The organism is Stenotrophomonas sp. UBA7606 (assembly GCF_002477705.1).
Classification (GTDB): Bacteria; Pseudomonadota; Gammaproteobacteria; order Xanthomonadales; family Xanthomonadaceae; genus Stenotrophomonas.
Window position 1 is genome coordinate 84815 of the sequence record NZ_DLJW01000113.1, and the last position, 23156, is coordinate 107970.

Consider the following 23156-nt stretch of genomic DNA (forward strand, 5'->3'; position numbering starts at 1 on the left):
GTACCCCCGCATACAGCCGGCTTGAATCCCTATAATTGCGCCAGCTTCGGGGGGGAGCGGAATGCCATACGGGTTGCCGCGCAAATTGAGAAGGGCGTTCATCGTGCAGGCGCTGCTGGCGAGCCTGGCGGTGTTGGTGGGCGGCTATCTGGTTGCGCTGGTGATCAAGCATGGCCTGGTGCAGGAGGTGCTGCGCGAGGAAGCCGTACACTTCTGGAGCGCCTACGCCCGCGACCCCCGGCATCCCGCTCCGGACACCCTCAACCTGCAGGGCTATCTGCAAGCGGCCGGGGCTGGCCAGAGCACGCTGCCGCCGGCGCTGCAGCCGCTGCAGCCCGGGTTCCATGAGCTCAAGGACGCCGGCCTGCTGGTCCTGGTGGATGAGCGCAAGGAAGGGCGGTTGTACCTGGTGTTCCAGCGTGCGCAGGCCCAGCGCGCCGCGTTCTGGTTCGGGGTGGTGCCGGTGCTGCTGGTGCTGCTGGCGATTTACGGGGCCAGTTGGATCACCTACCGGGCCTCGTGGCGATTGGTATCGCCGGTGGACTGGCTGGCCCGGCGGGTGGCGCAATGGGACCCGCGCCACCCGGATGTCCACGAACTCTCGCCCGAGCGCCTGCCGGCCGATGTACAGGGGGAAAGCCGGCAGCTGGCGCTGGCCCTGCATGCGATGGCCGGCAAGGTCAGCGAACACGTCGCCCGCGAGCGCAATTTCACCCGCGACGCCAGCCATGAGCTGCGCACGCCGCTCACCGTGATCCGCATGGCCAGCGACATCGGTCTGGCCGACCCTGACCTGACGCCACGCCAGCAGCGCAGCCTGCAGCGCATCCAGCGTGCCGGGCGCGACATGGAGGCGGTGATTGATGCCTTCCTGCTGCTGGCCCGCGAAGTGGACGTGGAGCCGCAGTCGGAGCTGTTCGATGTCGGTGAGCTGGTGCGTTACGAGGCAGCCAATGCTGCCGAGCTGCTGAAGGACAAACCGGTGCGGATGACGGTCTCGATCGACGGCGCGCATCCGCTGGTGGCACCGCCGCGGGTCATGCACGTGGTGGTGGCCAACCTGCTGCGAAATGCCTGCCAGTACACCGACGCCGGCCAGGTGGAAGTAAGGGTGGCAGACGGCAAGGTGGTGGTCCGCGACACCGGCATCGGCATGAGCGCCGATGCGCTGGGGCATATCTATGAGCCTTTCTACCGTGCTGACCGCAACCAGAGCCACGGTGTTGGGCTGGGTCTGCCCATCGTGCGCCGTCTCTGTGAACGCTGCGGCTGGCGCATCCAGCTGGAAAGCGCCGAGGGGCAGGGCACCACTGCCACCCTGCACTACGGCTGAGCCGGCCTGGCAGCCCTGGTTCCGTTGGGTTGACGGCAGATGTGGCAAAATTACCGATTGCTCATCCAGCCGCTGGTATCTGTCAGATGACGGTTTCCTCGTTTTCCCTCTCATCGCTTCACCGTGACAAGGTGATCGGCATGGTGTGCCGTGGCTGACCAGATGGGGCATATGCCGCGTGGTCCCGGACGTATCTTCAAGGCGGCCAAGTGGTCCTGGCAGGGCTTGAGGGCTGCGTGGCTGTACGAATCCTCGTTCAGGCTGGAGGTCTGCCTGTTCGTGGTACTGGCCCCGCTGGCACTGTGGCTGGGCCAGACCCCGGTGGAACAGGTATTGCTGATCGGCTCGATGCTGCTGGTCCTGGCCATGGAACTGGCCAATTCCGCCATCGAGGCGGTGATCGAGCGCTACGGCCCGGAGTACCACGTGCTGGCCGGGCGTGCCAAGGACATGGGCTCGGCCGCGGTGTTCGTGCTGATGATGAATGTGCTGCTGTGCTGGGGCCTGATCCTGGTGCCGCGTCTGCTCTGATTTCAAACCGGCGTCAGGTGGCGTTGGTGATCTGGTTTTACTGAAGGATTTTCCGCATGTCTTTAGAGTTTTTGGCTGACCCGAACGTATGGGTAACCCTGTTCATGCTCAGCGCACTGGAAATCGTGCTCGGCATCGACAACCTGGTATTCATCTCCATCGCCGTCGGGCGCCTACCCGAGGAGAAGCGTCCGCTGGCGCGTCGCGTCGGCATCGCGGTTGCCTGCATCACCCGCATCATGCTGCTGATTTCGCTGGCTTATCTGGCGCACATGGAGAACAACCTGTTCACCGTGGCAGGCATGGGCATTTCGATCCGTGACCTGGTGTTGATCGTGGGCGGCGTGTTCCTGCTCTACAAGGGCATCAAGGAAGTCCGCGAGCTGGTCAGCGGTGGCGAAGATGCCGACCCCACCACCACCAAGGCCTCCGCGGCTTTTGGCATGGTCATCGCGCAGATCGCGGTGATCGACATCGTGTTCTCGCTGGACTCGGTGATCACCGCGGTCGGGATTGCCGACCACATCCCGGTGATGGTCTGCGCGGTGCTGCTGGCAGTGGCGGTGATGCTGCTGGCGGCCAATCCGCTGGGCCGTTTCATCGACGCCAACCCGACCGTCAAGCTGCTGGCCCTGGCCTTCATCCTGATGGTGGGTGCGGTGCTGGTGCTGGATGGCCTGGACGTGCACGTACCCAAGCCCTACATCTATGCCGCGATGGGCTTCTCGGTGCTGGTGGAGTGGCTGAACCTGCTGATGCGCCGCAATGCAAAGGCGCACCACGTGCCGGGTTCGGACAACTGGTAAGTGTTTGCAGGCCGGCATTGCCGGCCGGCAACAGGACCCCAAGGGCCGGCTCTGCCGGCCCTTTGTCTTTTGAAGGAGCGCCGTAAGCCGCGAAGCTGGTGCAGCTGTCGGTGGGGGGATGCCTCCAATTTGGCGGATGGCCGGCTTCGCGGCTGACGCCGCTCCCACGGTACCCACACACTCAAGATCATGTAGCCCGGGTAAGCGCAGCGCAGCCGGGGGGCGGATCCCATGGTCCTTCCGGGCTCGCGCCGATCGCCCCGGGTGCGCTGCGCTTCCCCGGGCTACGCGGTGCTCCGGCCCGACCCGATCCGGCCGGTGCTCCCGCCCGGAGGATCTTTGCAGACCTTGAACAGGCAACGTGGCATCCTCGGCACTCCAGCCTCACAGGGTCCGACCCATGCGCCAGTACCTTCGCCTGATGTTGCTCGTCATCGCGGTGATTTCCATTTCCGGTTGCGGTTACAACGCCATCCAGCAAAAGGACGAGGCGGTCAAGGCCGGCTGGTCCGAGGTGCTCAACCAGTACAAGCGCCGCGCCGACCTGATCCCCAACCTGGTCAATACCGTGCAGGGCTATGCCCAGCAGGAGCGCCAGGTGCTGACCGAGGTCACCAATGCCCGTGCCAAGGTGGGGCAGATCCAGGTCAATGCCGACGATGCCGATTCGCTCAAGCAGTTCCAGCAGGCCCAGGGCGAACTGGGCAGCGCGCTGTCGCGGCTGCTGGTGGTCAGCGAGAACTACCCCACGCTGAAGTCGGACCAGAACTTCCGTGACCTGCAGGCGCAGCTGGAAGGCACCGAGAACCGCATCACCGTGGCCCGCGGCCGCTATATCCAGCTGGTGCAGGACTACAACACCTATATCCGTTCGTTCCCACAGGTGATCACCGCCAAGATGTTCGGCTATGCGGCCAAGCCCAATTTCACCGTGGACAACGAGGCGCAGATCGCACAGCCGCCGGCGGTGAACTTCGGTACCCAGCCGGCAACCCCGCAGCAGACCCCGCCGCAGCCTGCCCCGGCACAGTGAGCCGGGCGCGATGAGCGCGTTGCTGCAGCGGCTGGGCCTGTTGCTCTGCCTGCTCGGCCTGGGCTGGGCAGGGCCGCTGCTGGCCCAGCAACTGGCGCCGATCCCGCCGCTGGATTCGCCGGTGGTCGATACCACCGGCACCCTGGATGCGGCGCAGAAGCAGGCCCTGGAACAGCAGGCGCTGGCCCTGCAGCAGCGCAAGGGCGCGCAGTTGCAGGTGCTGGTGGTGCCGACCACCCAACCGGAAGACATCGCCCAGTACAGCACCCGCGTTTTCGACCAGTGGGCGATTGGCCGCAAGGGCGTGGATGACGGTGTGTTGCTGCTGGTTGCCAAGGACGACCGGCGGGTACGGATCGAGCCGGGTTATGGGCTGGAAGGTGCCATTCCCGATGCCATCGCCAACCGGGTGATCCAGGAATACCTGGTGCCGCATTTCCGCCAGGGCGACTATGCCGGTGGCATCACTGCGGCCAGCGCGATGCTGGTCAAGGTCATCGATGGCGAAGCGCTGCCGGCGCCGGTCAGCAGCAATCGCGCCAATGGCAGCGGCGGCAGCGGCGACTCGATTTTCTTCTTCGCCATCCTGATCGGCGCATTTGCATCCACCTTCATGCGCATGCTGCTGTCCAAGCTGCCGCGCCCGGTCCGTGGTTTGGCGGCCGGGCTGATCGCCGGTGCCGCCGGTTGGCTGCTGTTGTCGGTGCTCGGCGGGGGTATCGCCGCATTGGTGGCCTTTTTCCTGTCCTTGGGCAAGGCCTCCCCGGGCGGTTTTGCCCGTGGCGGCGGCTGGGGCGGCGGCGGCTTTGGCGGCGGGGGTTTTGGAGGCGGCGGCTTCGGCGGCGGTGGTGGTGGCTGGGGCGGTGGCGGCGGACGGTCAGGAGGCGGTGGCGCCTCGGGGAGTTGGTGATGCGGTGGTTGCGCCATCTGTTCGCGCCTGCAGCGCAGGCCGCATTCCCGCCGGCCAGTCTGGACCGGATAGCCCAGGCCATTGCTGACGGGGAAAAGCGGCACAGTGGGCAGGTGATGTTCGCGGTCGAGTCAGACCTGTCGCTGACCCTGCTGTGGCAGGGGATCAACGCCCGCCAACGCGCTGAACATGCTTTCGCCGTGCTGCGCACCTGGGACACGCAGGCCAACAATGGGGTGCTGATTTACCTCTTGTTGGCCGACCATGCCATCGAGATCGTTGCCGACCGCGGGCTTCGCGCCCAGGTGGACGAGGCGCAGTGGCAGTTGGTCTGCGAGCACCTGCGCCAGCAGCTGAACGAACGCGGCCACGAAGCGGCTGTGCTGGCGGCCGTGAACGAGGTGTCCGACCTGCTGGCGGCGCGGTTTGCGCCCGATCCGGCGGGCCGCAGCCGCAATGAACTGCCGGACCGGCCGCAACTGCTTGGTTGAACCGGCTTGTGGGGCGGGGACCCTGCCCCGAGAATAGGAGATCGTTCGTTTGGCAGTGTCTACATGATCTATCTCCACGACATCGACCCCATCGCCTTCTCGCTGGGGCCGATCAAGGTGCACTGGTACGGCATCATGTACCTGCTGGGTTTTGCCGCCGCCTGGTGGTTGGGCCGCAGCCGCATCCTCGCCGGGCGCCTGCCGGGCGTGGGCATGAACGGGTTCTCCGACCTGTTGTTCTACGCCATGCTGGGCGTCGTATTGGGTGGCCGCATCGGCTACATGCTGTTCTATGCCACCGCTGAGTTCCTGCACAACCCACTGATCCTGCTGCGGGTGTGGGAAGGCGGCATGAGCTTCCACGGTGGCCTGCTGGGCGTGCTGATCGCCGGCTGGTGGTGGACCCGCAAGCACAAGCTGCATTTCTTCGACACCATCGATTTTGTCGCGCCATTGGTGCCGCTGGGTCTGGGCCTGGGGCGGTTGGGCAACTTCATCGGTGGCGAGCTGTTCGGCAAGTTCACCCATGCCGGTTGGGGGGTGATTTTTCCGCATGCGCCGTTGAAGGACATTCCCGCGGGCCTGCCCAGCATGCAGCAGCTGCTGTCGGCTACGCAGATCCAGCAGGACTACGCTGCCGGCCTGCTCAATCAGTACGCACGCCACCCCTCGCAGCTGTACGAAGCGCTGCTTGAGGGCCTGGTGATGTTCCTGGTGTTGTGGTTCTACTCGATGAAGCCACGCCCGCGTTACGCGGTGTCGGGCCTGTTCGCCTTGATGTACGGCAGCTTCCGTTTCCTGGTCGAGTTCGTGCGCATGCCGGACAACGGCGTGTATGTGGCGTTCGATTGGCTGACCCGCGGCCAGATCCTCAGCCTGCCGTTGATCGTGCTGGGCCTGGAATTGCTGGCCATGTCGCGGCGCGCGCCGGTGTTGCAGCCGGTACTCCCATTGGAAGAGAAGGCATGAAGCAATATCTGGATCTGCTACAGCATGTGATGGAGCACGGCACCGAGAAGTCCGACCGCACCGGAACCGGCACGCGCAGCGTGTTTGGCTGGCAGATGCGCTTCGACCTGAACCAGGGCTTCCCGCTGGTCACCACCAAGAAGCTGCACCTGCGCTCGATCATCCACGAGCTGCTGTGGTTCCTGAAGGGCGATACCAATATCGGCTACCTGAAGGACAACAAGGTCAATATCTGGGACGAGTGGGCCGATGCCAATGGCGACCTCGGCCCGGTCTACGGCAAGCAGTGGCGCAGCTGGGCCACCGCCGATGGCCGCGAGATCGACCAGATGCAATGGCTGGTGGACGAGATCAAGCGCAACCCGGATTCGCGCCGGCTGGTGGTCAGCGCCTGGAACGTGGGCGAGCTGTCGCAGATGGCGCTGATGCCCTGCCACAACCTGTTCCAGTTCTACGTGGTGGACGGCAAGCTCAGCTGCCAGTTGTACCAGCGCAGCGGTGACATCTTCCTCGGCGTGCCGTTCAACATCGCCAGCTATGCCTTGCTGACGCATATGGTGGCGCAGGCGACCGGACTGGGCGTCGGCGATTTTGTGCACACGCTGGGCGATGCGCACATCTATTCCAACCACTACGAGCAGGCACGCGAGCAGCTGTCGCGCGAACCGCGCGCGCTGCCCAAGCTGTGGTTGAATCCGGACGTGACCGACCTGTTCGGCTTCCAGTTTGATGACATCCGCATCGACGGCTACGACCCGCACCCTGCCATCAAGGCGCCGGTGGCGGTATGAGTGCGGGGTCGGGACTGGAAATTGGGGATGAGTGGGATTCGCAGGGGCAGAATGCAGGAGCGCTTGCATCCCGAATCCCGAATCCCCAACCCCGTCTATCACTGATCGCCGCGCTGGACCGCAATCGGAGCATCGGCCACGACAATGCGATGCCCTGGCACCTGCCCGATGATTTCAAGCACTTCAAGGCACTGACGCTCGGCAAGCCGATCCTGATGGGGCGCAAGACCGCGCAGTCATTGGGGCGCGCGTTGCCGGGCCGTACCAATCTGGTGCTGACGCGTAGTGGGCAGGTGCCATTTGCCGGCATGCGTGCGGTGGCGTCGCTGGAGGAGGCGTGGGCGATTGCTGCGGGCGAGGGCGCTGAGGAGTTGTGCGTGATTGGTGGTGGTGAGATCTATCGGCTGTTGCTGGATCAGGCCACCGACCTGCACCTGACCTGGGTGGATGCCGTGGTGGTTGCCGATACGCACTTCCCGGAGGTTGATCCTGCGGTGTGGCGGGAAGTGGAGAGCCAGGCGCATGCCGCTGATGAGCGGCATGCGTTTGCGTTCCGGTTCGTCCACTACGTACGCGTTTGAAGGGCAGCGTGATCGCCTGCTGTTGCGGTGGCCGGTCTATGGCAGAGCGCCGAGCAACAGCTTTAAAGCCAAAGCCCCCATCACCAGGCCAATCAGGAAATCCAGAATGCGCCATGCGCGCGGGTTGGCGAATACGGGGGCCAGCAGGCGCGCGCCGTAGCCCAGAGCGAAAAAGAATACGAACGAGGCCGTGATCGCACCCGCGCCGAAATGGAAGCGCTCAGCGCCGTAGTTGGCGGAGATGGTTCCCAGTAAAACCACGGTGTCGAGATAGACATGTGGGTTGAGCCAGGTAAAGGCCAGGCAGGTGAGAAGCGTTGCTTTCAGGCCAGGTGGACTTGTTTCCGCGGGGTTGAGGGATGCCTCATGGCGGAATGCCGAATAGAAGCTCCTGCATGCGTAGATGGCAAGGAATGCCCACCCAAGCAGGCTCATGGTCGCGGCTATCCACGGCGCCTTGCTGATGACGGCGCCGAATCCGATGACGCCAGAAAATAAGGACGGCATCGGATAGCGAGCACGCAAGGCTGACCGCAAAGACGTGTCTTTTTTGCAGGCCCTGTCGCAGCACGAATGCGTTCTGGGCGCCGATTGCCGCGATCAGGCTGAGACCAAGAAGAAATCCGGATAGCAGCGCATTCATGGAGCGGGGCTCTGATCGGCGTCGCGGTCAGCCGGTGTCTGCGCTTGTTCAAAGGGGGCCTTGATGCGTCGGTGATTCGCCCGATAGACGTTGTCCTGCATCAACAGGTTATGGAAGCGCCCAAGATGCTCCACCGGCACTCCCGGGAAAAGAGGGTGGACCAGGTGGTAGGCGTCGTTCCTCGGGAAGAACATGAGCCTGGGCAGCAGTGGGACCCTGACGTTTCTTGAGCGCCATATTTCGTCTTTGTTGCCGAGCAGGCCGCCATGGTCGATGCAATCGGTCCAGTAGTTCAGGGCCGGATGGATCCAGACGAATGGAATGATGACGAAAGCCAGGGCCGCTGTGAGTGAGTTGAATGCAAAGAAGGCTGCGGCGTAGAGAATCGCGGCTTTCAACGCGGCATAGCGGAAGCCGTCATTCAGTGACAGATCGAATTGCAGGTATCTGCGCAGGTGCAAGCCAAGCAGCGGTGTGATCGCGTGGCGGAAGAAGGTCCTGGTTGTCATCTGATCTTCAAGGCGGTAGTCCTCGATGTTGCGGAAGTCCAGGTCTTGCTTGTACTGGCCCAGATGGGCGTGATGCGTGCGGTGTTCAAGTCGATACGTCCGGAACGACTTCATCAGGATGGCGGCCGCCACGCAGCCATAGATGGCGTTCCATCTTCTTGAATGCGTGAATGAGGCATGGCTGCACTCATGCACGATGTTGTTGATGCCTCTGAGGCGGGTTGCGATGAAGATCGAGAGTACGACGGTGGTGATATGTGTAAGCGGTGTGGATGCATGCAATGAAAGGGCGCCCGCGACGATGCTGATGATGATCAGGAACAGGTAGACGCCCAATGTGATTCCGGCCTGCACTGGCCCTTTTCGCGTGAGTGGGCGAAACACGGGTGCGTACTTTTTCCGGATTTCCTTCGTGGGGTCGTTCTTCATCATCCAGCCACCTTCTCTCTGAGGATCGCGCTTCCGACGGGTGCTTTCCTGTGCCGATGCCGTGGATCCTGGTCCAGGTCATGCAGGCAAGGAGGCCGAGTTTCGCCGTGTGTGAAGCAACAGCATCGGCGAGGCAATTCTTATGAGCGAGTCATTGAATGCCGTGCAGGCGGGTAGGTGGGCAACCATAAGGTTAGGCGGAAAGTTCTGATCGTTTTCCTGTGGCGCTTGTTGAGCGCGATGCGCCGGATCACCGCGCCAAGGAACGTACGGGCTGTTGTCGCTTTGCCCGGGTATGCAAGTGGTCAACTCTCCGGGATGGTGCCAACGGGCACCGGTTGGCGCGACGAGGGACAGCGCCGCCTAGCGGGCAGAAACTGCCTGCTGCATGCGGTAGTGCCCGATGATCGTGTGCCGGAACAGCAGATCCTGCTCCTGCGTGCCCTGCGCAATGTTGTGCAGGACCAGTGGGGTGCCATCGCCCAATCGTCGATCCGAGACGATGCCCACGTGCAGCAGGCCACTTCCGTTGAGTCGCCACGCCACGATGTCACCGGCAGCATAGTCATTGGCAAGTGCGCTGATTGGCAGTTGCCAGCCCTGGCGCTGGAACCAGCGCATCTGGTTGGGCACGCGGCGGTGATCGATGTTCCGATCCGGTCGCGATAGCCCCCACAACCGAGGATAGGCAGCGAAATCAGCGCGCATGTCGTCATTGATGCGCTGCTGCAGGTCAACACCTTGCGTGCGCAGGGCGCGGATCACCACGTCGGTGCAGACGCCACGATCCGCTGGCGGGTCGCCGCCGGGATAGCTGAGTGAGAAATAGGCCGGATCGTAGCGGGTGGTGACCCCGATCTGCGCCCGTGCAGCTGCCACCAGCGGGGGCGAAGTTGCAGCAGGCGTGGATTCGGTTGCTGCCTGCGACGGCGGGCTGGTCTGCGTGTCATCCGTCTGCGGACGACAGCCGGCAAGCACTGCGATGACCATCAGCACCAACGCTGATGGCCAAGGCCTCATGCAGTCGTGCCGTTGTTGTCCGGCGTAGGGGTGCTGTTGCTGCCGTTGTTGTTGCCATTGCCGTTGCGCCCACGCGGACGCTGGCGGCGCGGCCGGCGGCGCTGTTCACCGCTGCGCTCGGGGCGGGGCGTTTCGCTGCGCGTTTCGGATTTGGCCTCGGGCTTGGCTTCCGGCTTGGCTTCCACGCGCGGCTTGCGCGGCGGGTGCTGGCCCGGCACCGGTGCTGGCACGTCACGGCCCGGCACCTGCACGACGCGCAGGTCTTCGCTGTCCAGCTGCAACGCGGTGAGCTTGCCACCCCAGACCGCACCGGTATCGATGGCATGCACGCCCTGGGTGATGGTCAGGCCCAGCGCCGACCAATGGCCGCAGACCATCTTCAGTTCGCGTTCGACCCGCCCCGGCACTTCGAACCACGGGTACATGCCTTGCGGCTGGGTGCCCGGGGTGCCCTTGTCGTCCATGCCGATGCGCCCGCTGGGGGTGCAGTAACGCATGCGGGTGAAGATGTTGATGATGGCGCGCGAACGGTCATAGCCGCTCAGGCCCGGCGACCATGCCGGCTTGTCGCCGTACATGTTGCGGAACAGCTTGCGGTAGCCATTGCCGTGCAGCTGCTGCTCCACCTCGCGGGCATGTTTTTCGGCCAGCGCAACGGTCCACTTCGGTGCCAAACCGGCATGGAACATCATCCAGCCCAGCTCGCGGTCCACGTGGGCCAGTTTCTGCAGGCGCAACCAGTCCAGCAACACGTCGCGGTCCTCGGCCAGCACGATGCGCTGCAGGTCGGGGTTGACCTTGCGCTGCTCCTCCTCGCTGCGGGCACCGATGGCCAGCAGTGACAGGTCGTGGTTGCCGAGCACGATGACGCTGTGCTCGCGCAGCGAATGCACCAGCCGCAGGGTTTCCAGCGACTGCCCGCCACGGTTGACCAGATCGCCGGCAAACCACAGCTTGTCCGCCGCGGGGTCGAAGTTGATCTTCTCCAGCAGGCGCTGGGTGACGTCGTAACAGCCCTGCAGGTCGCCGATTGCCCAGGTGGCCATCAGTGCAGCGTCCTGGGAATGGTGAGCACGAAGGGCGCGATGGGCGCGGCGAACTCGGTGCCGTCGTCGGCGAGCATGTCGTAGTGACCCTGCATGGTGCCGTGCTCGGTGCCCAGCATCACCCCGGAGGTGTAGCGGAACTCTTCGCCGGGGCGCAACCGCGGTTGCTCGCCGACCACGCCCTCACCATCGACGTGCTCGACCCGGCCTTCGCCGTCGGTGATGCGCCAATGGCGGCTGATCAGGCGGGCCGGGACGGTGCCACGGTTGTGGATGCGGATCGTGTAGGCGAACGCAAAGCGGCCGTCTTCAGGGGCCGACTGGTCGTCGATGAACCGAGGCGAGACCTCGATCTCGATCGCATAGTGGCGGGTGTCTTCCATGGGGGGAGTGTAAGCAAAAGCAGGTGAGCGGGGCGCGCGGATGCGCGCTCAGGTGTGCGGTACGTTGGCCAGGCGGATGAAATCGGCCACGTCCAGCTGCTCGGCACGGGCATCGCTGCGCACCCCCGCGGCCTCGAACTGCGTCTGATCAATGACGCCATTGAGTGCGTTGCGCAGGGTTTTACGGCGCTGGCCGAAGGCGGCCTTGACCACCTCGGCAAAGCGTTTGGGATCATCGATGCCCACGCTGGCAGGGTCGCGCGGCACCAGCCGGGCAACTGCCGAATCCACCTTCGGCGGCGGCCGGAACGCACCCGGCGGCACCACGAACAGCGACGTCACTTCGCACCAGGCCTGCAGCATCACGCTCAGGCGGCCGTAGACCTTGCTGCCGGGGCCGGCCGCCATGCGGTCGACCACTTCCTTCTGCAGCATGAAGGTCATGTCCGAGATCGCCGCGGCATGGTCCAGTGCATGGAACAGGATGGGCGAGGAAATGTTGTAGGGCAGGTTGCCGACCAAGCGGATCTTTTCACCTGCAGCCAGCTCGGTGAAATCCACCCGCAGCACGTCGCTATGGACGATGGTCAGCTCGCCCAGCGGCGCGGCGGCCTCGGTCAAGGGCACGATCAGGTCACGGTCGAACTCGATGACGGTCAGCCTGGGGTGGCGGCGCAGCAGCGGGAAGGTGATCGCGCCCTGGCCCGGGCCGATCTCGACCAGGCGGTCGCCGTCCTTCGGGTTGACCGCCATGACGATCTTCTCGACGTAATACTTGTCCGCCAGGAAGTGCTGGCCCAGCTGTTTCTTGGCCGGGGCAGTGAAGCCGCTGCGCGGGGAATGATCTGAATTCATGCGGTGATTTTACGTTGTGCAGCCAGCCGGGCGCACAGCTCGGTGGCGGCAAACAGGCTGGAGGGATCGGCCACGCCCTTGCCGGCGAGGTCCAGGGCGGTGCCATGGTCAACCGCCACGCGCGGGTAGGGCAGGCCCAGGGTGATGTTGGTGGCCTGCTCGAAGCCGCTGTACTTGAGCACCGGCAGGCCCTGGTCGTGGTACATCGCCAGCACCGTGTCGAAACCGGTCAGCTTGGCCGGCAGGAAGGCGGTATCGGCCGGTAGCGGGCCGATCAGTTGCATGCCTTCGGCACGCAGCTGTTCCAGGAGCGGGATGATCAGGTCCAGCTCCTCGCGGCCCAGGTGACCGTCTTCGCCGGCATGCGGGTTCAGGCCGAGCACGGCGATGCGCGGTGCGGACAGGCCGAAGTCGCGGCGCAGGGCGGCGTGGGTGGTACGGATGACCTTGCCCAGGCTGTCGGCGCTGATGGCGTCGGCGACGTCGCGCAGCGGCAGGTGGGTGGTGGCCAGGGCTACGCGCACGATGTCGTTGGCCAGCATCATCACCACTTCCACGCCGGCCTGTTGGGCCAGCAGCTCGGTGGTGCCGCTGTAGGCGATGCCGCCCTGGTTGATCACCGCCTTGTGCACCGGGCCGGTGACCACGCCGTCGAGGCTGCCGTCCAGGCAGGCTTGGCCGGCGCCGAGCAGGGCGTCGATCACCGCGCGGGCATTGCGCGGGTTGGCCTGGCCGAACTGCGAGGGGGTGGCGTTGCGGACTTCACGCAGGCGCAGGTCGCCGGGGCGCTGGGCGTCGGCGTGTTCGGGCAGCAACTGCAATGGAAGGTTCAGCGCGCGGGCTGCGGCCTGCAGGGTATCCGGGTCCGCAAACGCCAACAGCCGGCAGTCACTGCGCGGCTGTTGGGCAAGGCGGATGCAAAGTTCCGGGCCGATCCCGGAGGGCTCGCCCGGGACCAGAGCGAGCTGGGAAATCATCGGTCAGGGCTTGGCGGGTTCTGCGGGCGTGGTTGCCGTATCGGCATTGCCCTCGGCACGGTCGCCGCTGCGGAAGCTGACATAGGCTTCGCCGCGCAGCTCCTGCAGGAAGCGGTTGTACTCGTCGTCCAGCTTGCGGCGGCCGATCTGCTCACGGATCTGGGCGCGCTTGTTGTTGTCGCTGACGTCGGTCTGGCGGCTGCCCACGCGCTGCACGATATGCCAGCCGGCATCGGTGCGGAACGGGGTGCCCACACCGTTGTCGGCGAGGCTTTCGACCTGCTTGCCGAAGTCCGGGCCGAAGGCGTCGGCCGGGAACCAGCCCAGGTCACCGCCCTGGCCACGGCTGTTGGCGTCGTCGGACGACTCCTTGGCCACGGTCTGGAAGTCGGCGCCGCCGGCGATGCGTGCACGCAGGGTGTCGATCTTGGCCTTGGCCGCCGCTTCGTCCACCTCGTCGGTGATGCGTACCAGGATGTGGCGGGCGTGGTATTCGGTGACCTTCTGGCCATCGCCGTCACCGGCACCGGCGTCACGTACTTCCACCAGCTTGAGCAACTGGAAGCCGCTCGGGCCACGGATCGGGCCGAGCACGTCGCCCGCCTTCATGGCCTTGATCTGGTTGGAGAACGCGTTGGGAATTTCGTCGGCGCTGCGCCAGCCCAGGTCGCCACCTTCCAGCGCATTGGGGCTGTCCGAGTAACGGACGGCGGCCGCGGCGAAGTCCAGCTCGCCCTTGTCCAGCAAGCCCTTGACGCCATCCACCTTGCTCTGGCCCGTGGCGATCTGCTCGGCGCTTGCGCCATCGGGCAGTGCAATCAGGATATGCGCCAGGTGGTACTGGGCGCCGCCACTGCTCTGCTGGGCCAAGGCGGCGTCAACCTCGCCTTCGCTGACGCTGATGCGGCTCTGCGCAAAGCTCTGGCGCAGGCGCTGGGTGATGATTTCCTCGCGCACCGAGTTGCGGAAGTCGGAGAAACCAATGCCGTCCTGGGCCAGGCGCTGGCGCAGGCCATCGACATTGGTACCGTTTTGCTGGGCAATGCTGCCGATGGCGTGGTTGAGTTCTTCGTCGCTGACGCGGATGCCGCTGCCGTCGGCGCGGGCGACCTGCAGCTTGACCAGCACCAGGCGCTCGAGCACCTGCCGCTCCAGCACGGACTGCGGCGGCAGCTGGCCTTCACGACCGGCGTACTGGGCCTTGATGTTGTTGACCGCGCGCTCCAGCTCGCTCTGCAGGATCACGTCCTCATCGACGATGGCGGCGATGCGGTCCAGCGGCTGGCTCTGCTGGGCAAAGGCCGGGGTGGCAGCAGCGGAAAACGCCAGCAGGGTGGCGAGGACAGCGGGAAGGGTCTTGGTCATGGAATCAGGTTGGGATCGTAGTCGTCTTCGTTCGCCTCGATATTGCTCGGGGGAACGAGGTACAGGTCGTCGCGGTTGTAGCCGAGAATAGCACGGCGCAAGGTGCGGTCCGTGTCCTGGCCGAAGGAGCTCAGGCCCTTGAGTTCGAACTCGACCTGGAAGGAGTTGTTCAGGTCGCCGTCGCGGTTGCGCACATAGCGGCGGGCCAGCGCGCGCACGGTCAGGCAGCAGCTGTCCCACTGCACACCACCGATGATTTCCAGTGGTTTGCGGTCCATGATCGAGTAGTAGTAGCGGCCCACCACGCTCCAGCGCGGATTGATCGGGTACAGGAAGGACAGATCGGCCTGCTCAAGCTGGTCGCGGCCGTTGCTCGGATTGCGCCGGTAACGGTAGGCCAGATTGACCACGCCATCCTGCGGCATCAGGTAGCGGGCGCGGATGGTGGCCAGGTCCTCCTTGCGGTACTTGGGATTCCATTGGTAAGTGGAACCCAGCGTCCAACGGTCGGTAATGGCCCAGTTGACGTCGGCCACCCAGGCGGACTTGCCTTGCTCCACCGGTGCTTCATTCTTGTTGAGGCTGACCAGCGAGTCTTCGAAATAGGTGATCTGGCCGAGGCTGGCCGACAGCTTTTCGCGGCCGTCTTCCTGCCGGATCAGGCGCGTGGTCAGTGCCGTGGTCAGCTGGTTGGCGTCGTTCTGGCGGTCCGCACCGGTGTAGCGCGAGTCGCGGAACAGCTGGCCCCAGCTGAAGGTGAAAGCACGGGTGTCGAACAGCGGCAGACCGGACTGGTCGCGGTACGGCGTGTTCAGATAAAACACGCGCGGTTCCAGGGTCTGCAGGTAGGACTTGCCCTTGATGCTGGTATCGCGATCAAAGAACAGGCCGGCATCGATGGTGGTGATCGGAAGACTGCGGGTGGGGGTGCGGTCGCCGCCCAGCGTGTCGGCCAGCTTGCTGTCCAGTTGATACGCGGTATAGCGCCAAGCCAGGGTCGGCGTGATGTACCAGGAGGCGCCTCCCAGTGGCATGGAAATGTAGGGTTTGATGTCCAGGCGCGAGCCGCCTGGCATTTCGGTGACCGTACCGTCGCGGACATACTCCCCGTCGGCATCGATCACCTTGCCGTGCACGTCGTCATGGGTGAAACGCACCACATCGGCAGAAACGCCAGCCTCGAACCAGCGGCCGAAGTCCTCCTCCCAGGTGGCGAACAGGCGCGGCTCGCGGTTGTAAGGCAGGGCTCTTTCGGTCAACGTATAGTCGCTGAGCTGGGCGTGGTCGGCCATGATGCCGGCCGTCCAGCTGCGGCCGGTACCATACAGCCCGGCCGTGCTCTTGATGTTGGAGGCGGCAATGCCCAGCAGCCGGCTGGAGAAGTCCTCCACATAGCGCTCGTCACTGACCCAGGCGATGTTGCCGCGGGCCTGCCAATTCTTGTTCAGATTGTGGTGGCCGAGGTACCTGACCTGTCCGCGGTCCTTGTCGCGCAGCGAATCGTTGGGCAGGTAGCTGGTGCTGAGCTCGCCGCGGCCGCTGCCGTACAGGTAGCGGAATTCGTTCTCCAGCATCAGGCCGCGCTTGCTCATGTAGCGCGGGGTCAGGGTATCGTCGAAATTCGGTGCCAGATTGAAGTAGATCGGCTGGCCATAGTCGAAGCCGTTGCGCCCGGACAGGCTCAGCTTGGGATACAGCAGACCGGTCTGGCGGCGGTCGTCGATGGGGAACTTGAAGTAGGGCGCATACAGCACCGGCACCTTGCCGATCCGCAGCACCGCATTGCGGGCAGTGCCGAAACCTTCCTCGTTGTCCACCTCGATCTGCGGGGCGATCAGCTTCCACAGCGGCTGCGAGGGATCGCAGGTGGTGTAGGTGGAATGGTGCATCTGACCGACCGAGCCCTGCAGGTCGATCGAGTCGGCGCCGCCATTGCCGCGCTTGGACACCAGCTGGTAGCGGATGTTGCTGATCTTGTGCGAATCGGTTTCCTGGTTGCCCTCGGCCCGTTCGGCCACCACCCGGATCGAGGAATCCGAATAGCGGACGTTGCCCTCGGCGATGTAATTGCCAGTCTCGGTGTCGATGCGCAGGTTGTCGGTGCCCATGAACTGGTCACCGCGCTTGAGGATCACATTGCCCTGGTACTGCGGCACGGTGCTGGTGCCGCTGAGCTCGTTGCCCTCGACCTCGGTCGGGAGCTGCTCACGCGGGGTGGTGGCCTTGGGGTCCGGCGGCGGGGCTTCATCAAAGGCGGGCAGGGAGTCGGAAACCGGGCACAGGCCCCAGTTCACCGGCTTTTCGCCCGCCCACGCCGGCAGGCAGATGGCAATACCCAAGGGAAGAGGCAGCAGGCGGAGGGCTCGTCGCACGCGGTTCGGATTCAGTGAAAACGGCCGCTAGCTTGCCGCATCACCTGCATGGGGGCAATGAAGACGCCCGCAAGGAGCGGGGCGGGGTTCATCCGTCAGCCGGTTGCGAGCAGTGCCTGGACATGGGCCACGCTGCATTCGCGCAGGGCCTGCAGGTCGTAGCCGCCCTCCAGCATTGACACCACCCGGCCGCTGCCGTGGCGCTCGGCCAGCGTGACCAGCTCGGTGGTCAACCAGCCGAAATCCTCGGTTTCCACCATCAGGTCAGCCTGCGGGTCGCGCATATGGGCGTCGAAGCCGGCCGAAATGAACAGCAGCTGCGGCCGGAATGTCTCGATCTGCGGCAGCATCTCGTCGGCCCAGGTATTGCGGAAGCGGAAGCCGCCACTGCCCGGCGGCAGCAGGATGTTGCAGATGTTGCCGACCCCGCGTTCGCGCATATTGCCCGAGAACGGGAACAGGCCGGACTGGTGGGTGCTGTAGTAGGCAACCTTCGGGTCGGTTTCAAAGATGGCCTGGGTGCCGTTGCCATGGTGGACGTCGAAATCGACGATGGCCACCCGCTCCAGGCCATATTTGTCACGGGCGTAAGCCGCAGCCACGGCGATGTTGTTGAACAGGCAGAAGCCCATCGCAGTATCGGCGGTGGCGTGGTGACCGGGCGGCCGCACCGCGCAGAACACATGCTTGTTGTCTTCTTCCAGCATCACCGCATCCACCGCCGCCACGCCGGCACCGGCCGCGTGCAGGGCCGCGCTGGCCGAGCCGGGGGAGGTGAAGGTGTCCAGGTCGATGCGCCGCAGCGGCGCGGTCTGCGCCTGCAGCATGGCGTCGATCAGCTCGCGGCTATGTACCCGCGCCAACTCGCCGAGTTTGGCCGGCGGTGGATTGCGCCATTCCAACTGGTCCGGGAATTCGGCGCGCAGGGCGGAAATGACGGCGTGCAGACGCTCGGGCGACTCGGGGTGGTCGATACCGGGGTCATGTTCAAGGCAGGCGGGGTGGGTGAATACCAGCATGGCCGCACTGTAACCGGCGACGCCGCGCGGTGCGCGGCGTCGTATGAAAGGGGAGGATCAGCCGTGACGGCGTTCGTGGTTCCACAGTACTTCGCCATGGCCACCGGCCCTGGCAAGTACGCGGGACAGCACGAACAGCAGGTCGGACAGGCGGTTCAGGTAACGCACGGCCTCGGCGCGGATGTCTTCGACCCGTGCCAGCGCGACCGTCTCACGCTCGGCGCGACGGACGATGGTGCGTGCCAGATGGCAGCGTGCGGCGCCTTCGCCGCCGGCCGGCAGGATGAAATCCTTCAGCGGCGGCAGGTCGTCGTTGTAGCGGTCCAGGTGCTGCTCCAGCGCGTCGATGTCGGCGGCGTGGATGGCGGCATGGCCGGGGATGCACAGCTCGCCGCCCAGGTCGAACAGCTGGTGCTGGATGGTGGTCAGCAGATCGCGCACGTCCTGTGGCAGCTCCACCGCCAGCAGCACGCCGATGGCCGAATTGGCCTCGTCGACGGTGCCGTAGGCGTTGACCCGCAGCGAATCCTTGCCGGTGCGGCTGCCATCGCCCAGGCCGGTGCTGCCATCGTCACCGGTGCGGGTGTAGATCTTTGAGAGGCGGTTACCCATTGCCTGGCGCGCCCTCAGTGGGCAACGCGGCCGGCGGCCGGCTGCTTGCTGGTGGCCTCGACGACTACCTGCACCACTGCGGCGGCACCGACGTACATGGCTGCGGTCTGCATGTAGGGCAGCAGCCAGTCGCTGTAGTTCTTGGCCCAGCCGGCAACGCTCGGTTCAGCCACCGAGGCGCTGATCCAATAGAAGCTGCCCTGGGCGATCAGGTGGCACAGAGCGACAGAACCGATCACGCTGGCGGCCAGCAGGCCCAGCGACTTGAGGCTGGCGCCGGTGTAGTAACGACGCAGCAGCATGCCGCCCGCCCACATCGCGAAATAGGCCGGGATCAACATCCAGTAGGCGGCCGAGACACAGTAGTGCTGCCAGAAGCTCATGCCCTGGTTGGAGATCACCACCCAGTCAACCACCACGGCCAGACCCATCAGCAAGGGGAAGGCCCAGCGGGTCCAGTTGCGCAGGTAGAAACCACCGATGAAGAACACCGCCCAGGACGCATCCGGCACCGGTGCGAAGTGGTTGAGGCGGGTGCCGGCCATCAGCAGCACGAGCAGGGACAGGATGATGGCGCGTTGGACGTTGGCGGTCATGGTGTCGGTTTCCGTTAATCAGACGGCCATTCTAGCCGTAGTGGGGGTGAACCGGCGGTTGCGCTGCGGCAATACGGGCGTAGCCGTGCCGGTGATCCCCCGTATCATTGGGCCATGAGCAAGAACCATGACGTAGTGATCGTTGGTGGCGGGCTGGTCGGCGCCAGCCTGGCCATCGCACTGGACCGGCTGGGACTGGACGTTGGCCTGGTCGAGGCGACCCCGGCCGGCACCATGCCGGCGGTGTTCGACCAGCGCAACCTCAGCTTTGCTGCAGCTACGGTCAACGCCCTGACCGCGCTGGGCGTAATGCAGAAGCTGGCCAATCCGGGTGGCCCGATCCGCCGCATCCATGTCAGCCGCGCCGGCGATTTCGGCCGGGTGGTGATGCAGGCCAGCGACTATGGCCGCGAAGCCTTCGGCCAGGTGGTGGTGGCGCGCGACTTTGGTGCCGCGCTGGAAGCCCGGCTGGGCGAACTGCAGCACCTGACCCGCTACCGCCCGGCGCGCTTCCTTGGCCTGGGGGGCAGCAGCGATGGCCGTCGCCAACTGGTCATCGACGATGCGTCTGGCGAGCAGCAGCTGCAGGCGCGGCTGGTGGTGGGGGCCGACGGCACCCGCAGCGCGGTGCGGCAGGCGCTGGGCATCGCGGTCAGCGAACACGATTACGAGCAGACCCTGTTCGTGGCCCGGCTGCGCGCGGCCAAGGCGCCGGACGGCACTGCCTACGAACGCTTCACCGATACCGGCCCGACCGCGCTGCTGCCGCGCGGCGATCGCCATTACGGTGTAGTCCACGGCGTGGCCCGCGACGAGGCCGACGCGGTGATGGCACTGGACGATGCGGAATGGCTGGCACGGTTGCAGGATGCGGTGGGCTGGCGCGCCGGGCGCCTGCTGGAAAGCGGCCCGCGCAGCGCCTACCCGCTGATCCAGGTGCTGGCGCAGCAACTGGTGGGCGAGCGCGCGCTGTTGCTGGGCAATGCCGCGCAGACCATCCACCCCTTGGGCGCGCAGGGCTTCAACCTGGGGCTGCGCGACGCGCTGACCCTGGCCGAATTGATCGAGGACGGCGCGCAGGACCCGGGCAGCGATGCGCTGTTGCAGGCCTATGTGGCCCGCCGTGGCCCCGACCGTGAGCAGACCCTGGCCTTCTCCGACGGCCTGGCGCGCCTGACCAGCAACGAGGCAGCGCTGATGCGGCCGCTGCGCAGCCTGGGCCTGGTCGCGGCGGCGCAGGCGTCGGCAGTGCAGTCCTTCCTGGTGGGAGGGGCGATGGGCTTCCGTGGCCAGGTGCCCGAATTGTGCAGGAGCGAAGTGCGATGAGCCGGCGCGGACAATGGGATGCGGTGATCGTGGGCGGCGGCGTGGTCGGCGCGGCCTGTGCGCTGGCGCTGGCCCAGGAGGGCCTGCAGGTGGCCTTGGTGGAAGGCCGCGAGCCGCCGCCATGGTCAGCGCTGAAGCCGGACCTGCGCGTGTTCGCCTTCGCGGCTGACAATGCCGCCCTGCTGGAATCGCTGGGGGTGTGGAAGCAGGTGGACCAGACCCGCGCCCGTGCCTATCGGCGCATGCGGGTCTGGGACGCCGCCGGTGGCGGTGACCTGACCTTCGATGCCGACACCCTGGGCCGCCGCGAACTGGGCTGGATCGTCGAGAACGGCCTGCTGGTGGATCGCTTGTGGGCGGCGTTGCCGGCGGCGGGTGTGCAGTTGTATTGCCCGGCACGGGTGGAGGCGATGGAGCAGGATGCGCAGGGCGTGCGCCTGCGCCTGGACGATGGCCGTCGGGTCGAGGCCTCGATCGCGATAGCCGCCGATGGCGCCGAATCCACCCTGCGCACGCTGGCAGGGTTGGAGGTCAGCCGCCACGACTATGGCCAGCGCGGCGTGGTTGCCTACGTGGATAGCGCGCTGCCGAACGAGGACACCGCCTGGCAGCGTTTCCTCGACACCGGGCCCCTGGCGGTGCTGCCGTTCGACCGCCACCGCAGCTCCATTGTCTGGACCTTGCCGGATGCCGAAGCCGAACGGGTGCTCGCCCTGGATGAGGACAGCTTCAATCGCGAGCTGACCAATGCCTTTGCCGGGCGTTTGGGTGAGATGCGTTTGGTTTCGGCGCGCGCGGCATTCCCGCTGCGCCGGCAGTTGGCCAGCGCGTATGTGGCTGGGCGTGTGCTGACCCTGGGCGATGCCGCGCACGTGGTGCATCCACTGGCCGGGCAGGGCGTGAACCTGGGGCTGCGTGATGTCGCCGGCCTGCGTGATCTTGTGCGCGAAGCCAGGCAGCGTCGGCAGGACTGGAGTTCGCCGCACCGCCTGCAGCGCTGGGCGCGTACCCGGCGCAGCGAGAACACGGTGGCCGCTTACAGCTTCGAGGCGATCAACAAGGTGTTCTCCAATGACGAGATGCACCTGACCCTGGCACGTGGCGCGCTATTGGGCCTGGCGGGCAAGATGCCGCCACTGATGTCGTTGTTCTGGAAGCGCGCCTCCGGCCTGTGGGCAAGGTAGTGCCGAGGCATGCTCGGCAGGGGCTTTACCAGCAATGCCAGTGTAGTGCCGAGCCATGCTCGGCAAGGGTTTTACCGGTAACGCCCCATGCCGAGCATGGCTCGGCACTACGGGTGAAGCTTCACCGCAGCCAGCCGGCCAACTGCTCACGCGACAGCTTGCCGCGACGCGCTGTATCCAGGGCATTGAATTCATCGGCCAGCGCAGGATTGGCCTGCGCTTCCTCGCGGCTGATGAAACCATCGCCATCCACATCCATCGCGTCGAAATCGATGCGGTAATTGCCGACTACGCTGTCGGGCTGGATCGAGCGGACGGTGACCTGCGCCTGGCCGGCCGGCATCTGGATCTGCGTGGAATGGGTGACCTTGCCAGTGGACAGCGATTGCTCGCGTACGTTCACCGGTGTATCGCTCAGTGGCACGCTCACCGCCGGTGCAGGTCGCTGCACCGTCTGTGCGGGGACGGCGAAGGGGAACAGGCCGACAATGACCAGGGGCAGGGAGTAACGAAACGCGAGCATGGCATGACTCATCCAGATGGAAGCAGGTCCGCCCAGGTGAGCGGATACCTGCGATGGTAGTGCGCGTAGGCTGAACAGGCGAATCGTCAGCCCGGAATAAAGGGGAACACCAGCTTCAACAGCCCCTTCAAACCACCTTCGGCGGTTGAGCTGATGGCCTTGGCGCCCAGGCTGTTGAGCGCACGCCGCAGGTCGACCCAGCGCAGTTGGGTGAGGTCCTTCTTCAGCAGGTCGGCGACTTCTTCCGAGGCCGGGGCCAGCTTTTTCAGCGCATCGAGCGTGGCCTGCGGATCGGGCTGCAGGTAGTTCCAGCGTTCGGCGATGTTGAGCAGGGTGTCGAAACGCACTGCCACCACTTCGCGGTTGCGTTCGTAAACCGGGATTGCGCCGACATCGAGGATGGCCTGCTCGAAGCGTTGGGCATCGTCGGGGTGTTCGATGCGGATGGCGAGGAAGCCTTCCTTGCGACTGCGTTCGCTGACGTGTTTTGCCCCGGAACGCAGATTGGCCTCGGTCAACACCGCGGCGACGATGCGCTGCAGGGCGGCGTCGCCTTCCTCCGGCACCAGCGCACGCCAGCGTGCATAACCATCGCGACGCAGGCCCTTGACCTTGGCCGGGGTGACCCGCAACTGCAGGGCGACCGCTGCATTGGAGTTGCTGCGGTTGATGGCGCCGTCGCGCTCGAGCAGTACGAAGATCAGCAGTTCCAGGTCGCGCTTGGTCAGCGACTGGAAGCCCTGCATCAGGGTCAGCCGCAGAAACTCGTTGCCGAAACCGGCCGGGTCCTTCAGTTCGATGCTGTGCATTGCGGTTCCTCCCATGGCCTACAGCATGCCTGATATGGATTGC

Annotated in this window: 24 protein-coding genes and 1 pseudogene; 11 read left to right on the top strand and 14 right to left on the bottom strand. The window is 65.3% G+C overall.

The features are described from left to right. Nucleotides 1-61: 61 nt before the first annotated feature. The 9 genes from B2527_RS14940 (at nt 62) to B2527_RS14980 (ending at nt 7445) form a co-directional block, all read left to right on the top strand. Nucleotides 62-1333, top strand: a complete 1272-nt coding sequence (locus B2527_RS14940) for a sensor histidine kinase (protein ID WP_293715252.1) — start codon at nt 62-64, stop codon at nt 1331-1333. A 150-nt stretch (nt 1334-1483) separates the two neighbouring features. Next, nucleotides 1484-1864 carry a diacylglycerol kinase gene (locus B2527_RS14945; RefSeq protein WP_293715255.1) on the top strand — a complete coding sequence of 127 codons (381 nt, stop codon included), beginning with the start codon at nt 1484-1486 and terminating at the stop codon, nt 1862-1864. Nucleotides 1865-1920: 56 nt separating this feature from the next. Further along, nucleotides 1921-2670, top strand: coding sequence for a TerC family protein (locus B2527_RS14950; RefSeq protein ID WP_293715258.1), 750 nt, complete (start codon nt 1921-1923; stop codon nt 2668-2670). 400 nt (nt 2671-3070) lie between these two features. After that, nucleotides 3071-3703 carry a LemA family protein gene (locus tag B2527_RS14955; RefSeq protein WP_293715261.1) on the top strand — a complete coding sequence of 211 codons (633 nt, stop codon included), beginning with the start codon at nt 3071-3073 and terminating at the stop codon, nt 3701-3703. A gap of 10 nt (nt 3704-3713) precedes the next feature. Continuing rightward, nucleotides 3714-4613, top strand: a complete 900-nt coding sequence (locus tag B2527_RS14960; protein ID WP_293715263.1) for a TPM domain-containing protein — start codon at nt 3714-3716, stop codon at nt 4611-4613. After that, the gene (locus B2527_RS14965) at nt 4613-5104 is read left to right on the top strand and encodes a TPM domain-containing protein (protein ID WP_293715266.1); all 492 of its coding nucleotides are present in this window, start codon (nt 4613-4615) and stop codon (nt 5102-5104) included. The genes B2527_RS14960 and B2527_RS14965 overlap by 1 nt, the downstream gene beginning before the upstream one ends. A gap of 63 nt (nt 5105-5167) precedes the next feature. Further along, nucleotides 5168-6073 carry a prolipoprotein diacylglyceryl transferase gene (gene lgt, locus B2527_RS14970; RefSeq protein WP_293715269.1) on the top strand — a complete coding sequence of 302 codons (906 nt, stop codon included), beginning with the start codon at nt 5168-5170 and terminating at the stop codon, nt 6071-6073. Then, nucleotides 6070-6864, top strand: coding sequence for a thymidylate synthase (locus B2527_RS14975; protein ID WP_293715272.1), 795 nt, complete (start codon nt 6070-6072; stop codon nt 6862-6864). Before lgt ends, B2527_RS14975 begins: the two co-directional genes overlap by 4 nt. Before the next feature lie 74 nt (nt 6865-6938). Then, nucleotides 6939-7445: a dihydrofolate reductase gene (locus tag B2527_RS14980; protein ID WP_293715363.1), complete on the top strand. Its 507-nt coding sequence runs from the start codon at nt 6939-6941 to the stop codon at nt 7443-7445. 36 nt (nt 7446-7481) lie between these two features. Here the strand turns inward: B2527_RS14980 and B2527_RS14985 are convergent. From B2527_RS14985 to B2527_RS15040, 12 genes and pseudogenes are all read right to left on the bottom strand, one after another. Further along, a pseudogene (locus B2527_RS14985) lies at nt 7482-8088 on the bottom strand (LysE/ArgO family amino acid transporter). Continuing rightward, complete coding sequence (locus B2527_RS14990; RefSeq protein ID WP_293715275.1) at nt 8085-9026, bottom strand: fatty acid desaturase family protein; 942 nt, start codon at nt 9024-9026, stop codon at nt 8085-8087. The pseudogene B2527_RS14985 and the gene B2527_RS14990 overlap by 4 nt, the downstream one beginning before the upstream one ends. A gap of 363 nt (nt 9027-9389) precedes the next feature. Further along, nucleotides 9390-10016, bottom strand: a complete 627-nt coding sequence (locus B2527_RS14995) for a DUF1287 domain-containing protein (protein WP_293715366.1) — start codon at nt 10014-10016, stop codon at nt 9390-9392. 26 nt (nt 10017-10042) lie between these two features. Continuing rightward, entirely contained in the window at nt 10043-11092 is a 1050-nt protein-coding gene (locus tag B2527_RS15000; RefSeq protein ID WP_293715277.1) for a symmetrical bis(5'-nucleosyl)-tetraphosphatase, read from the bottom strand. Continuing rightward, nucleotides 11092-11475, bottom strand: a complete 384-nt coding sequence (gene apaG, locus B2527_RS15005; RefSeq protein ID WP_293715280.1) for a Co2+/Mg2+ efflux protein ApaG — start codon at nt 11473-11475, stop codon at nt 11092-11094. Before apaG ends, B2527_RS15000 begins: the two co-directional genes overlap by 1 nt. A 48-nt stretch (nt 11476-11523) precedes the next feature. Further along, entirely contained in the window at nt 11524-12330 is an 807-nt protein-coding gene (gene rsmA, locus B2527_RS15010; protein ID WP_293715282.1) for a 16S rRNA (adenine(1518)-N(6)/adenine(1519)-N(6))-dimethyltransferase RsmA, read from the bottom strand. Beyond that, nucleotides 12327-13307 (bottom strand): 4-hydroxythreonine-4-phosphate dehydrogenase PdxA, encoded by a 981-nt coding sequence (gene pdxA, locus B2527_RS15015; protein WP_293715285.1) that lies wholly within the window; start codon nt 13305-13307, stop codon nt 12327-12329. The genes rsmA and pdxA overlap by 4 nt, the downstream gene beginning before the upstream one ends. 3 nt (nt 13308-13310) lie before the next feature. Then, nucleotides 13311-14672 carry a peptidylprolyl isomerase gene (locus B2527_RS15020; RefSeq protein ID WP_293715288.1) on the bottom strand — a complete coding sequence of 454 codons (1362 nt, stop codon included), beginning with the start codon at nt 14670-14672 and terminating at the stop codon, nt 13311-13313. After that, nucleotides 14669-17044, bottom strand: coding sequence for an LPS-assembly protein LptD (gene lptD / locus B2527_RS15025; protein WP_293715291.1), 2376 nt, complete (start codon nt 17042-17044; stop codon nt 14669-14671). The genes B2527_RS15020 and lptD overlap by 4 nt, the downstream gene beginning before the upstream one ends. A gap of 95 nt (nt 17045-17139) precedes the next feature. Continuing rightward, entirely contained in the window at nt 17140-18063 is a 924-nt protein-coding gene (locus B2527_RS15030) for a histone deacetylase family protein (RefSeq protein ID WP_293715294.1), read from the bottom strand. 57 nt (nt 18064-18120) lie between these two features. Beyond that, complete coding sequence (locus B2527_RS15035; RefSeq protein WP_293715297.1) at nt 18121-18675, bottom strand: cob(I)yrinic acid a,c-diamide adenosyltransferase; 555 nt, start codon at nt 18673-18675, stop codon at nt 18121-18123. A 14-nt stretch (nt 18676-18689) separates the two neighbouring features. Further along, on the bottom strand, nt 18690-19271 hold the full coding sequence (locus B2527_RS15040; RefSeq protein ID WP_293715299.1) for a hypothetical protein: 582 nt from the start codon (nt 19269-19271) through the stop codon (nt 18690-18692). Nucleotides 19272-19385: 114 nt separating this feature from the next. On the opposite strand from B2527_RS15040, the gene ubiH reads away from it, so the two are divergent. Together ubiH and B2527_RS15050 are read left to right on the top strand one after the other, a co-directional pair. After that, nucleotides 19386-20597: a 2-octaprenyl-6-methoxyphenyl hydroxylase gene (ubiH, locus tag B2527_RS15045; RefSeq protein ID WP_293715302.1), complete on the top strand. Its 1212-nt coding sequence runs from the start codon at nt 19386-19388 to the stop codon at nt 20595-20597. Further along, entirely contained in the window at nt 20594-21781 is a 1188-nt protein-coding gene (locus B2527_RS15050) for a UbiH/UbiF family hydroxylase (protein WP_293715305.1), read from the top strand. Before ubiH ends, B2527_RS15050 begins: the two co-directional genes overlap by 4 nt. A 121-nt stretch (nt 21782-21902) precedes the next feature. Here the strand turns inward: B2527_RS15050 and B2527_RS15055 are convergent, their stop codons facing one another. Continuing rightward, on the bottom strand, nt 21903-22304 hold the full coding sequence (locus B2527_RS15055; RefSeq protein ID WP_293715308.1) for an EF-hand domain-containing protein: 402 nt from the start codon (nt 22302-22304) through the stop codon (nt 21903-21905). 86 nt (nt 22305-22390) lie between these two features. Next, a complete protein-coding gene (locus B2527_RS15060; RefSeq protein WP_293715311.1) occupies nt 22391-23113 on the bottom strand; it encodes a hypothetical protein in 723 nt (240 codons plus the stop codon). Nucleotides 23114-23156 lie beyond the last annotated feature (43 nt).